Origin of the sequence: Candidatus Amoebophilus asiaticus 5a2 (assembly GCF_000020565.1) — a bacterium.
Classification (GTDB): Bacteria; Bacteroidota; Bacteroidia; order Cytophagales; family Amoebophilaceae; genus Amoebophilus; species Amoebophilus asiaticus.
This window is the reverse complement of record NC_010830.1, coordinates 1,856,723-1,871,352: the sequence shown is the minus strand read 5'-3', so window position 1 is coordinate 1,871,352 and position 14,630 is coordinate 1,856,723. Positions and strand designations below refer to the sequence as shown.

Here is a 14,630-nt window from a genome sequence, read left to right as displayed (position 1 = left end):
TCTTGTGTAAATCAGTCTTTTAGCATAGCTTATGGCTCCTTATTACATAACAAATACTATTACTATGAATTACTTCAGTATAGATTTTTTAATTGTATATGCTTTCTTAGCTATTACACTTGTTATAGGCATACGTGCAGGTAGAGGTATTAAAAATATTAGAGAATATGCCCTGGGCAATAAAATATATGGAGTGGCAATACTTGTTTTTACCTTTTTAGCCACTAACATAGGTGGAGGCAGTACACTTAATGCTGCTAGTGACGTTTTTGCAAATGGCATTATTGGGGCTATTGCTAGCTTTGGTGTAACTATCCAAATTCTTCTTTTTGCTATTTTTATTGTACCTCACATCAAGTATTTTACAACTCACTTAACAATAGGAGACGTAATGGGCAGTCTCTATGGAAAGTATAGTCAAATACTCACAGGTATACTAGGCACCTTGTATTCTTTTTGTATGATCGGTATGCAACTATTTGTACTTGGTATTATTTGTAAGTCATTATTAGGTGTACATACCAACTGGGGAATCATGGTCGGAGGATTACTATTAACTACTTATTCAGCGTATGGAGGCATTAAAGCAGTTACAGCTGCGGATATCTTTCAATTTTTAGTACTATTTATTGTTATTCCTCTAATAGCAGGAATGGCACTTAATAAAGCAGGAGGCCTTCAAGCAGTATTTACTCAAATACCAGCAGCTAAACTTGAAGTATTTACTCATAAAAAGTTCTCTTTTTATTCAACCCTCTTTTTAATCTGGAGCGTTCTACCTTTAGGACTTATTAGCCCTCCAATCTTCCAACGGCTTTTAATGGCTAAACATCCAGAACAACTGCGTCAACAGTATTTTATTTTAGCTGGACTAGATCCTCTTATACGTGTAACTATTATGATTATAGGATTAGCTGGTCTAGTGCTGTACCCACAAATCCAGTCGGCTGATGTTATGCCTCACATTATTAAGAAGCTCTTACCAATAGGGCTTAAAGGCTTTGCCATAACAGGTGTGCTTGCTATTGTCATATCGACAGCTGATTCTTATTTGCATACGGCTGGGTTATTGTTAGTGCACGATATTATAAAGCCTATTATTGGCCGAAAGCGAATTTTTCTAAATGAATTGAAATGGGCTCAGTATAGTACTTTTTTAATAGGTGTTGTAAGTATTATAATAGGCTTGAGTTCCACCAATGCCCTTGACTTAAGTTTTGGAGCTATGCGTATAGCAGGGCCAGTGCTATTGTTCCCTCTGCTAGCTGGGATAATAGGCATTAAGTCTGATAAAAAATCTTTTTATGGGGCCATGGTAGTGACGCTCATTACCTTTGCAATAACTACCCTACTTTTACCTAAATCTCATAGCCCTTTAGGGATGCCCATTAGTATTGTAGTCAATGCAATCAGCTTTTTGGTTATTCACTTGATACAAAATGGAAAAATTGTGATGGTAGATAGGAGTGCTTATGAGATCTCTAACACTTTAGCAAAACCTCATCCTAAGTCTATCCAAAAATGGCTAAGCCATTACTTACCCAATTTATTGAATATCATTCAGTACTCTCAAGAACGTATCAAGCAGTACGGGGCCCCTTATATCCTATTTGGAATATTTTACGGAATTAACTTTACTTATCCCTATTTTATGTGGAGTGCTAGTAGCTCGCCTGCTGCTAATTTAATGCTTACACTTAGGCTAATAGGAGCCCTAGCCTGTGGACTATTAATTGTCCAAGCAAAATGGCCTAAAAGGCTGCTTCCTTATATGCCCGCTTATTGGCATGTGACCATCCTGTATTGCTTGCCTTTTATGAGCACGATGATGTTTATGCTAACGCAAGGTAGCACAGAATGGCTCATTAATATAGCTATTATGATTATTCTGCTTTTCATTCTAGTGGATTGGGCTAGTGCCCTAGTTCTTGGAAGTTTAGGTATTATACTCGCTTTTGCTTGCTACTCCTTATTTGTAGGTAAAATAAACTTATCCTTAGACTTTTCTTCGAAGTATTTATTATTCTACCAAACTATCTTTGGACTTCTTATTGGGCTTATATTTGCTCGCAGAAAAGAGCAGCGTTTTGATAGGTTAGCTACCGATAATCAAACATTAACGCTTGTCGATCAAGAAAACAAAGAAGCCTTATTAGAAATTTTTAAAGAAAAAATACGCCTACTTAAAACACTTAAGCGAGCTGGAGTACAAGACCTTACAAAAGCGGTGAGCTTAGTAAAAGAACTACATATACAAGAAAAACAAGGCTTTAAGGAGGCAACAGTTGTACGCAATACACTTAATCAATTACAAAATACACTTACCCCCATGGCCGTAGCTTTAGAGCGAATCGAAAGTAGAGCTACTGATTATATGAGATTGGAAATTAAGCCGATTGCTATAGGTAATTTACTAGCAGCCGTGCAAGCTAAGTTTTCCGATACAAAACTTTACATTAAAAATAGCAGTGTTTGCCAAGAACTGATTTGCGACCCTAAACACACTCAAAAAATGCTAGTGAATGGTATAGAAGCATTAAAAGCTTCCAAAGAGGAAGAAGAAACTATTTATATCACTTTAGCCGATACAGCGCTTACTTATCCGCTTCCTTCTGTTAAAAAAGATAAAAGTTATATAAAAAGAGTATCAGCTCTTGCTTTTATTTTAAGTACTACACCTGATTTTCCTAGTATCCAACCAGCTTACAAAGCTCAAATGCATACTGGTGCTTTGCCTATGCCGGAAACACCAGTATCATTCTTGTTAGTTTCTAATCAGCGTATTGTAAAGGCGCATTATGGCTATACGAATATAAACATTAGTAAGCAAGAAAATTATGCTATGCATTGCTATGTTTTGCCTACCCGTGTTAGTGATGTAAGGCCTCGTGATATGGATGATCCTTATATGGAGCTAGGTGCTGAGTTAGTAAGAGCTGATGATAGCTTCCCAGGAGCTCTTGAGCAAGAAAAAACTTTTCTAGCTGCTGTCAAGCAAAAGAGTAATGCCAATCTAACTGCTATAGAAACAGCCATTGAGATGATCAAGTGGTATCATGGGCCTGTAAGACGTAAATCAGGAGAACCTTTTTATTTACATCCCTTAGCAGTGGCGCATATTGTGCTAGACTATAATACAGATGAATCCACCATCTTAGGGGCTTTACTCCATGATACAGTAGAAGACACGCCTATGCTCTTAGAAAATCTGGAAATGATGTTTGGGAAAGAGGTAGTGAGTATTGTAGCTGGGGTAACGCATTTTGAAAGTATGCAAGATAGCTTTTACAAGGTTCAACTAGCCCCACACGAAAATATAATGATGCTTTTGGGCGTAGAAGACAAGCGAGTATTATATGTTAAGATAGCAGATCGTATGCATAATATACGTACCATTGAAGGTCATAGTTCTTATGCTAAGAAAAAGCAAATTGCAGAAGAAACACTTCAATTTTTTGTGCCGCTAGCTCAAAAATTAGATCTAGAAGCAGCTGCTGCAGAATTACAAGAACGAAGTGTAGCCGTTATTAATCAGCAAAAATGATCAAGAAGGCTCTATAAAAAGGTTGCCTTACTTATACAAATATTTTTGTTTATCAATCACAATTTGACATTTAGTATACATAGAATAATACATGGGTAAAGTGACAGGATTTTAGTATATTTTGGGTAGAAAAAATAATGTGTAATAATGTATTACAAACGAACGTCTAATTGATAATCTAAAAGTTATATATTTTTTGTCCCCTGTTGTAATACGGACTATACTTTGTGTATTCAAAGTATAGAATAATTTACTCCACTAATGATATTTATATTTGCAAGTAAGCTAACTAACGATTAATATAAGCTCCTTACTAATCTAATTCTTAAATTCATGAAAAGATCTTATACTATAAATCAGCAATTTATAGGTTGCCTTTTACTTGTAAGCTTGCTTTTACAAAGCTGTAGTGGTTTAGGTAACCCATGTATGCCTATTGAGAAAAACAAGATAGCGCATATACAAACTGATACTTCTACAGCAACAACTGCATATCAGATTGATGTAACAGAATCTGTACCTGTATTGGCAGAGGATTCTTCCACTAGTGGCCAAGCTTTAGTCCAATTATCTATGTACGATAATAGTTTACCTGATATAGCAAAACAAGAAATTAAAGCAACTATAAGAAGTGAACAACTATCTAATAATATACATATAGGCAAACAGATACAGTTAATAAATGCTCCAGTAAAATCAGTGCAATCATCTATCCATTCATCTATTAGCAAGACTACTGAATTAATCAGGTCTAAACAGCATATAAGAAAAAACCAACATACTGCAGCAGAAAAAAGAAATAAACATTTGACAGCTAGCTTATTAAAATACCAGCAATACACAATAAAAGGAGGGTATGAGATACAGTTCTCGCAGACTAAAGGAAAATTACAAGCCATAGTAAGAAAGTGTTATCCTACAGGATTTAGCGAGCAAGTATTACCTGTTATTATAACACCAGGATTTAGCTTTACAGAAAAAGAGGTAGTTAATGAAGGCTGGCAACAACAATATGTACATATTTTCAAGGATTATGTATATGTAGGCCAAAGTGGTCTGCTGGGTGGCATGAAACTAGGGTATCGAGGATATGTAGAAGATGAGCTTCATACGAGTGCTGTGCCTGATGAGTATTGTTGCCCAATCACCAAACAAATTATGGCTGAGCCTGTTATGGCAGCAGATGGTTATACTTATGAGAAAAGTGCTATTGAGCAACATATGAATGAGAAAGGAGCCATTAGCCCTTTTATCCGAAAACCGTTAACCAGTACGAACTTAATACCTAACCAGGGGCTAAAAAGAGCTATCCAAAATTATGTAGAAAAGAATAAGAAATTTTATGAACAACAGTGTATTAAAGCAATACAAGAAGTTGATATTAATTCATTGCTACATTTAGAAAAGTTGGGTATTAATATTGATGTGGCTGATGAAAATGGCTGGACATTGATACACTATGTTATTTATCAAGCAAAAATAGAACACATAAAGTTTTGCTTAAATAGGAAATTTAACATTAATGCTGCTAGTGCAAGTTTAAAGGGATTATATTTTCCACCGGATTTACCGCAATTAATTGCCGCTCAGTTAGAAGAAATCAATATAAAAGCTGCCAAATATAATCTTTCTGCAAAGATTACTGAGCAAACGATATTCCAAATAATGAGAGAACTAGAAAACCAAGCTAAAGCAAATGATTACTCAATTGAAAAAGGCCAGCAAAGCTGGGAGGCCTTTGAAAGGGATGCCATAAAGGTTGAACAAGCATCCTATAACAAAGCTTTTTTTTCCGGATCGGCCCAAAATGCTTGGCATATGACTTCTAATAGAAGTTCCTATTTTTCAGGTTCAGAATCGCGTCGGAGGAATTGGCAACACTATCACGATAACCTTTCTCGCTGGCTAGATGAGCGAAATCAAGTTGTAGCTCTATTGGCTGAGGTTAAAAAAATTGAACAAAATATAAATATTTTGCAGCAAAGAAAACAATGTGTATTTAATAACTTAGCGCCCCTCCATTTGGCAACAGCTCAAAAAAATGAAAAAATAATAATGCAGTTAATTCAGCTAGGTGCTGATTTAGAATTAAAAGATGGCAATGGAACAACGCCAATTTTTTGGGCTGTTTACCAAAATGAATTAAAACTTTTAAAATTGTTTGTTGACAATGGGGCAAATTTACAAGTATCTGATAATCAAGGTAATACCTTACTTCATGTTGCTGCACAATATGCTGATTTAAATATCATCAATTATTTAATTGAAATCGGTTTTTATCATTTGCAGGAAAATCATCTAGGGCAAACAGCTATTGCTGTTGCCTTAAAGTATGAGCGCAAAGCAATTGCCGATTTTATTAATAAAAAAGGGGCTGAAGGTTTACAAGCAGCGCTTTTTAGAATCAACCGAGGTCAACAACAGCGTAAGGATTCTTCTACAATTTTGGGCTCTGGTAGCAGTCAGTCGAATCTTTATTATCCAGCTTCCTTAAGCAATCCTACTCCATTAAATAAACCAAGCAATACAACCAGCCTTGCTAGTAATACCAATCTGCATCTAACTACCTTACCGCCATCACCTGCTTATGATGAACCGCAAAGCGCTGGTCGTTTAGCCCCACCACTTACCTCTGCAACGCAGGTAACTGAACAATTTAGTCGGCTTAGGATTTCGTACGAGATTCCTTATCAGGCTCTCCATTTTCAACAAGAGCTTGGCCGTGGAGGGTTTGGGATTGTGTACAAAGGTGCTTATCAAGACAAGCTAGTGGCAATAAAACAGTTAATGAATCAGGACTTATCTAAAGCTCTCATACATAATTTCAAACAAGAGATTAGTATGATGGCAAGGTTGGAATCACCTTATGTTATTAAATTTATTGGTGCTTGTTTCCAAGCGCCACACTATTCTCTGGTGATGGATTATATGCCTAATGGGGATCTTTACCACTTTCTTCAAAAACCAGGACAAATAGATTGGCAGCTACGATATCAAATTGCTACTGATATCGGCCATGGTGTAAATTATCTGCACTCACACGGTATTATTCATGGTGATTTAAAAAGTCTAAATATTTTATTAGATAAAAATTATCAAGCCAAAATAACGGACTTTGGCTTGGCTAAAATTAAGATATCTAGTTCGATTAGTACCTTAGTGGGAGGTCAGAAAGGAGGGTCGCTCCGTTGGATGGCACCTGAGCTCTTAACAGCCGAAGAAGAAGAAACTAGTAATACAAAAGCCTCCGATGTTTATAGTTATGGTATGGTATTATGGGAACTTGGCGCAAGGCAAATACCTTATGCTAATAAGAGGGACCCTCAAGTTTTGGCTTTAAAATTACAAAATAAACATGAGCCCATCACTCCGGACACTCCTCCGTCAATATCTGCACTTATCCAATGGTGTTGGAAAGAAAGAACCAAAAGACCTGCAATTACTGAAGCGGTAGAAACCTTGGAAAAAGAGCAGAGGTTACTTTTAAATAAATAGAAATATTTAAGACCTAAACCTTTGCTAGCAGTTTGAATAAGAAATTACAAAGACAAAAAAACTTTATAATATCTTGCTTTTACCATAGAAACTAGTTAGGTATTTAAGTAGAAAAAGGAGCAAATATAAGTAGTATAGATATATATGGTAACACTCCACTTCATTGGGCATGCAGGAATGATAATATAGAAGTAGTTTAAGTATTTACTACAGGAAGGAGCAGATATAAGTGCTACAGATATATATGGTAGCACTCCACTTGATTATGCTTGTGATAATCATAATATAGAAATAGTTAAGTATTTACTACAGAAAGAACAGATATAAATGTTACAGATGGAGATGGCTATACTCCACTTCATTATGCTTGCAAGAATGATCATCTAGAAGTAGTTAAGTATTTAACATAAGTTGCTAGTTGAGGAAAGCTTTATTGATTTGAAAAGCTAACAGAAACAAAAGTATTTTGATTAGAGAACTGTTGAAGGTAACAGCATGAATCTTTCTTAAGAAAAGGCCTTTAATGCCACTGATGCTAGCCTCTATTACTTTTCGCATATGCTCTTTGAGATAAGCTAGAGAAGGTGTATCCTTTCGGTGGGTATTCGCTTTACGCTGAGAGTAAAGTTTAATCTGTTCATCAGCCAAGATATCTTCTAGATGGTAGTTAGTATAAGCCGAGTCAGCATATAATGCACTACCAGCAGGCAAACAGAAAGGTAATTGATCCAGCCCTTTAACATCTGCTTGACTGCCAGCTACAATTGAGAATTCAACTGGGATACCACTACTGGTTGTAATCAATTGCACTTTAATGCCATAAAAGTAACGGCGCATAGAGGCTTTGTAGTCTCTGTAAGCCTCATCTTGTAACAGCTTACAACTGCTGATACGTATGTTATCACACACAGCTACGGGAAATGAATCTAAGATAAAATCCTTACAGGTAGCTACTTGCTTGATGTAAGTGCCTATTGCTAAAAAGAGGGAAGTTATCTCTTCTCCTATAGAGCATGCAAACGGCGATTGTACCTACTTTTATCAAGCATGTTAGGGATAAGCCTAGTGGAATGCATAAACGACCGAGCTTTGTCAAGATGTCCGCCAAAGTATAAGGCTGAAACGATAGCTGTTGTTAGTACCGCTGCATCTGACAATTTTCTTTTTTTATCTTCTTGGTAATGCAAACGCTTGATTAAGTCGTCAATAAATGAGTATATTGCTATTGATTGATCAATCATAATGACCTCCGGTTTATTAGTTTGTATAAAAACAAGATCGGAGGTTTTTTATTTTTTTACTTATCAATCACTAGCAACTTGGGTTAATTATAGATTGTTTTTCCTCGTCTTCTTCCTTCTCGGGAATGGCTACACAAATTTCTCTACTCTGTTGACTTCTTTTCTTGGAAACGCTTTAATGTAATTTGAAGTGTAGTGGAGTTATTATTTCCTTCCGAGCAAGCAATGCATTCAAGCACAAACACATATATCTTATTTTATTCTAAGCTTATGCTTGCACCTAAGTTAACTCCGTGCTAACATGTTATCGCTTTAACTTTTATTCTTATATAAACGCTTATAAACCATATAACTATGAAAGAAAAACATAATATATCTCAGCAATTCATAGCACGTCTTCTACTTGTCAGCTTGTGTTTACAAAGTTGTGGAGGAGGATTTGATAATAATCCACTTATTCCTATTGAAAAGGAGCCAACAAAGTCTATACAAGCATATACTCAAGAAATAATACCACAAACCAACATCCAACCGCTAGTTGGTAAAACATTGACAGCACAAGGAGGCCATATAGTTACCTGTTATCAAGAGGATGGTAAGCTAAAAGCAAACATCGAGATAAACGCACCGCAAGGATTTAGTAAAACTTATGAAGGATTATCAGTAGCTGTTGAGCAAGGAGCAGCGTTAGCTAATTTATCTCGATTAAATACAAAATCACAAGAACGTCGTATTCGCCTCCAATTAGCGCAAGGCAGTCAGCCAGCTAAAGTAGTAATCTATAAAGGAGCAGGGCTAGTGGGTGGTATGGAAGGAGATGATGAAGAAGAGCCTATGGATGAAGAATGGATAGTGCAGGAAGGGCAAGTAGAGACGATAGAGGAACAAGAAGCAGAAGGAGAGGAGGATGTCTCTTTAGAAGAACGTAATTATAACCAGCTACAGACTATGCCCAGCGAAAGGGCTAAGGAATTACCAATCTTTCAAAAGCCTCTTAATCCTTCTAAAACTTTACAAGGTTCACAAGATATATATGAAATTGAAGGAAAAAGGTTTAAATGTCAAAATGTTTCAGGAGAAGGAATGGACTGTTTTTTTAATGCAGCTGGCTTAGAGCGAGAAGAGCAGATTGCTAGATTAAAAGAATATGAAGATAATAAAACGGTACGTGATATGATTGCTAATGAAATTGTATCGGCAGCTAAATCTTTGCACGAATTACCAGAAGAAGTTAAAGAAGTAATCAATTACACGCTTTATGAAAGTCGAATAGACCCAATTAATCGATTGAAAGAGGAGCGTAACAGGCAACTTGCAGTCCAATCTGTGAAGCCAGAGGAGCAAGATCTTGATAAGCTTCCTTCAGTCCTTCAGAATATAGATAGAAAAGAAGAAAAGGAACTAGCAGCATTAAGGCAAAGAGCTTCTGAGCCAAAAGCATATATGGCTTTTGTTAAGCATCATATAGGGAATAGAGAAATGATGGTAGCTCTTCATGACGTACAAGGCGATAATCCAACAAACCAAGAAGCAAATTTTACCTCTATTGATGCAATTGCATATATTAACAATTTAGGTATAAAAATATATCAACCTGAAAATGGAGGCTTACGTCTCACTCACCAATTTATTCCTGCAAATGCAACACGCATTGTTTATCTCTATCATAGTGGTGTTCATTTCCAGACGCTTATCCCATTTCCATACAAGGAGCCAAGTGATGAAGTTATGGAAACTGAAAATGTAGCTTGTCACCAAAAGAGAAGAAGACCACAAACAGATGAGAGTTCAGTAGGTTCTCCTCTAGGAGAACTCCACCAACAATTAATGGATTTATCTCTAAAAAGTCAGCAGGTAGGTGAGCAATTAAGTATGGAAGTAGAAGAAGAACACAATGATAAACTCAAGCGAAACAGAAGATTAATAGATGATAAAGAAGAGGGAGAGAAAGAAAGTGAAAAGGAGGAAGTAGGAGAGAATAGAAAAAGCTATGGTACTCTTGATGACGATGCCGAAGATAACTTCGTACTGGGAAAGCATTATTATAAAAAAGGAAAGCAGGAAAAAGGCATAAAATATCTTGAAAGAGCTAAAAAGGCTGGGAATCTAGAGGCTACTCAATATCTGGAGCAAATACAATTACAACAACTCCAAAACTCGCTAAAGGTTCCCGAGATTGCTTCAAAAGTTTTTACCTCGATAGATCAAATTAATTGTAAGCAAATAGAGTTGAAAATTCATGCTATTGATAGTAATATAAAACGAAACAAAAACACTGAAGCCAAAATTAGTGGTCCAGAATTAGATACAGAACGTCAGGAATTACAAGAAAAACTTGAAGGCATTCAAAAAGTGGCTAAGGACGTAAGTAAGTCTGATGAATGGGAAAAAAATGCTACTGTTCCTATGGTGAAATCTGAAGATGAACTAAAATGCCTCGCTGAACGTGCAGTTAATACAGTCTATCAGAAGCTGAACAAAAGTAACAATGAAACGGCCGGCAATGGTAGTAGTCTTTCTCCAAGCTCTGAAGCGTTTTCGAGCCAAACTTTTGGTATAGATAAAGAAATACAGCCTCAAATAAGGATGGATAAAAAAATTGAGGAAATGAATACTTTTTTATCAACTATAGCACATAAAAACGAAACATCTTTTACTAAAACGAAACAAGAAGAACTTTATGAGGAAATAAATACTTTTTTATCAACTATAGCACATAAACATGAATCATCTTTTACTGAAGAGGAACAAAAAAAACTTTATAATGTCTCCTTGTTTCTCCAAAAAGAAATGGAAGAAATAAGCAACATCGCTTATGGCGAAGAAAAAAAGCCTCTCATTGTACTCCTGGGTAACACAGGTGCTGGAAAATCAACTATTGTACACTGGCTCACCGGCAAAAAAATGTTTAGCATAAAAGATTTCACTATTGCTTCAAGCAAGCAAGGAGATAACAAATTCCATTATATTTTTTCTGATACACAAAATAATACACCTGATGTGTCCTCAAAAATAGCACCTGGAAAAAAATCGAAAACAAGCATGCCTGAATTGTGGCCTGATCCAGAAGGGTGGGTTTATGCAGATTGTCCTGGGTTCAATGATACACGGGGAACATTACAAAAGATCAAAAATGCTCTTTATATTCAAGCTCTTCTTAAACATCATAACCGGGTAAAATTTCTTTTTGTTATGCCTGCCGGCATTTTTGACTCTTCTGTAAATCGTGTAAAGGATGTTGCAGATGCACTTGCTAACCTAAAAAACATGTTTAAGGATCCTTATAAATTAAAAAATAATATTTCTTTAGTTGTTACACATCATATTGCAGATTTTCACAAATGTATAAAGACAATAAAAGAAGATTTAAAAGAGTTTGCTGATGTAAAAAAAGACGAAGCGTTAAAAGCGTTATTGAATGATCTTGCCGAAAGAAGAAATGGAATAACATTATTCTCTCGTCCTTTAGAGTTAGGTCTTTATCAAAACCAAAACAACGAAGAAGAACCTGAGAGTATATCTTCCTTAACAACTCATGATCAGTCGCTCCTTAAACAAAATAATAAAGAAAAGGCACTTGTATTGAAAAGTATTAAAAGTTCGGATTTTTTATCATTAAATTTTGATGAGGATGTGGACCCCTCTATTCCTGATGATGCTAAATTGCTGCTTAGAAAAATGTCAGCTAACTTAGTAGAACGGCTAAAGGAATTGCTTAAAAAACATATTGCCGAAAAGATTCGAATCTATTTTAACGAAAAAATTCGGAACTTTAAAGCAAGCGTTGATGCACTCGTTGACAAATGCATGCAGTATTATACGCCTATGGCACTCGTATTCGGCCCCTCTAAAAAAGCTAAGGAAGATTTAGAAGAAACACTTAACAAAAACGCTATATCACACAATGAGAAATCTGTTACCCTTCAGGTGCCCTCAAGCTGGATAGCTGGAGCACAACTCACTTCTGGAGTAATAGGAACATTATTGCAAACAACAGGAGGATTATTGACAGCATCTGAAGTAACAAGAGCATTTTTTCAAACAACAGGAGCGGTATTGGCAGCATCTGAAGCGATGCCAATAGCACTTTTAGGGGCTGTTGCCAGTATCAGTGTATATTATATCAGAAAGAATATGTGGAGGGATGAGGTAAGAAAACATTTTATAGAGAGAGAAGCAGAAAGAATAAAACTGAAACTTTATGATTTTGCTATAAAATTAAAGAAATTAAACCGTGATATCTTTAAGAATGACCTTTTAAAAGATAGGGATTTTTTAAATAAAATTAATTCTGCCCCCTCAGATATATCTGAAATTGAGAAAACAGCTGGCTTATTAGACTGCATATGCGGTATCTCTGACAACGATGGTAATGATTGCAAGCACCTTCTTTCTCAAACCATATGGAATGATGTATTTTCTAGAGTAAATGAACACATAGTAAAGAGGTTTTTCCAGACTCCATACGACTTTTATAAGGATGTAAGTGCACCTGATCAAATGGAGCAAATACCTCCATCCTACGTTAAATATTTCACGGAAAAAATTAAGAACAACAATAAACTATCACACATTCCTGAAGATTTTTTAAATAATTTGTTAACAAATTATTTAAAAAATCCAGGTGCCCCTCAGAACTTTAGTTTGGCAGAATTTCCTATTTATCCAAAAAAATTGTATAAGATTATAGATCTTATACAATTTTGTCAGCACATATATACAGACTTTACAACTAGAGATTTTGTCACCAAACAGGAGGCCCCTAGTATAAAAAGAAAACGTAGGAGAATAATAGACAATAAAAACGAGATTGACAGTCTATATAGCAATCTTTTAGAAATCCGTGACAATTGGCGTGCAGTATCAAATCAGCCAGCCATATACGTAAGTCAAGGAAAATATTCAAGTATTCCGATTCCATTCCCTTCTAGAGAGGCCCAACGGCCAAAATTTCAAGCAGATTATATTGAGTGTATCAACCAGATAAACATTTTTCTTCAAGAAACTCTCAAGAGAGACCCTATTAACCATAAAAATTTAGGAAATATTGAATTAGCAAGGCGAGAATTAAAGGAGGTTCAAGACGAAATTCATATGGAATTTTCTTTGCTCTTTAACCATAAACAAATTGACGCCTCCATTCCACCGTTTATAGATACTACCGATAAAAACAAAGAATATCCTCTAAAGGCTGAGGGTGTCATTGCCGATTCTTTTTTACATAAAACTCAACTGTCATCTAATTCAAATATTTTTGTCTTAGATGTTGGCTTTCGGAATTTGGAAGACCTTAAAGGCATATTTAATGACTTCAGAACAGGGATTGTGAAATATAAAGAGAATTCACTTGCTTGGTTTCCAGAACTAGGTGAAGTAGACTATGTTGCTTATATAGAGAGGGGCAACGCATTAAAACAAGGAAAAGATAAGCTTGTAATTGTTTATTCTGGTTCAAACTCAGCAAAAGATTGGAACACCAATGTTAGAATAGGCTATACGCCACTTCTAAATTTATCTGTTCATCAGGGAATAGGTGAGCTATTCACAAAATCCGCTCCTACTTATTGTAATTTATTAATAGATAAAATTAATCATTATTATGAAAAAAACACAAAACCTAAGAAATTTAAGATTATTACAACTGGCCATAGTCTTGGAGGAGCGTTAGCTCTCCTTGCTGCTTACCATTACAAAACTGAACAAATACCACATCTTTATGATAAACTTGATATTGATGAAAATAGCATTTCAGTAAAAACCTTTATCTTTGGAGCACCAGCTATCGCTGATGAATCATCACAAAAGAGCATAGAAAAAGTTCTTGGGAAAAACAATATATTTAGAATCTGGACCATTGATGATCCTGTTGTTTACTTATCAGAAAAGCTTAAATGGCATGTAGGAACAAGTTTTCCTTTATGCAATATCTCAAATAATAAATTCAATATTTTGGATATCTGGGGTCCCCATTTGGCTAAGCGTTATCTGAGTTATCTTTTAGCATTAAAAAAACCTTTTATATCTGAATTACACAAAGAGCTTACCTCTATCCTGGAAGAAAATAAAACTATAGAGATGATAACTATGCTGAGGGATGGAAGCTTAAGGATTGAATTACCTAAAAGTGGTGAGATTAGCATTAAAGCAGATATAACAAGTGAAGGCGCTGGGCCCTCTCTTTCTCAAAACTTTGAAGGAACTACTACAAGCAACCTGCTTGTTTCATCTAGTGAAAGAGAGCAAGAAATTTCTTGCCCTGAGGTGTGATAGTGTATTTAAGGAATGTTAATTTTACGCATACCCTAAACTGATGTTAGGTCTTATCTATAAATGTGTCACAATAAAGTTGA

General features: G+C 35.6%; 4 protein-coding genes and 3 pseudogenes. 6 read left to right on the top strand and 1 reads right to left on the bottom strand.

The features are described 5' to 3' along the window. Positions 1 to 64: 64 nt before the first annotated feature. From AASI_RS07405 to AASI_RS09405, 5 genes and pseudogenes are all read left to right on the top strand, one after another. On the top strand, positions 65 to 3,544 hold the full coding sequence (locus AASI_RS07405) for a sodium:solute symporter family protein (protein ID WP_238541591.1): 3,480 nt from the start codon (positions 65 to 67) through the stop codon (positions 3,542 to 3,544). Positions 3,545 to 3,877: 333 nt separating this feature from the next. Then, complete coding sequence (locus tag AASI_RS07400) at positions 3,878 to 7,039, top strand: protein kinase (RefSeq protein WP_012473472.1); 3,162 nt, start codon at positions 3,878 to 3,880, stop codon at positions 7,037 to 7,039. A 119-nt stretch (positions 7,040 to 7,158) separates the two neighbouring features. Then, positions 7,159 to 7,239, top strand: a pseudogene (locus AASI_RS09415) (ankyrin repeat domain-containing protein); the annotation flags it as partial. Positions 7,240 to 7,249: 10 nt separating this feature from the next. Next, positions 7,250 to 7,366: pseudogene (locus tag AASI_RS09410) on the top strand (ankyrin repeat domain-containing protein); the annotation flags it as partial. Further along, positions 7,363 to 7,449, top strand: a complete 87-nt coding sequence (locus tag AASI_RS09405) for an ankyrin repeat domain-containing protein (RefSeq protein ID WP_083758880.1) — start codon at positions 7,363 to 7,365, stop codon at positions 7,447 to 7,449. The pseudogene AASI_RS09410 and the gene AASI_RS09405, both read left to right, overlap by 4 nt. A 4-nt stretch (positions 7,450 to 7,453) precedes the next feature. Here the strand turns inward: AASI_RS09405 and AASI_RS07395 are convergent. Continuing rightward, a pseudogene (locus AASI_RS07395) lies at positions 7,454 to 8,280 on the bottom strand (IS982 family transposase). A gap of 354 nt (positions 8,281 to 8,634) precedes the next feature. Between AASI_RS07395 and AASI_RS07390 the strand changes: the two are divergent. Continuing rightward, complete coding sequence (locus AASI_RS07390; protein WP_012473471.1) at positions 8,635 to 14,547, top strand: lipase family protein; 5,913 nt, start codon at positions 8,635 to 8,637, stop codon at positions 14,545 to 14,547. Positions 14,548 to 14,630: the final 83 nt, after the last annotated feature.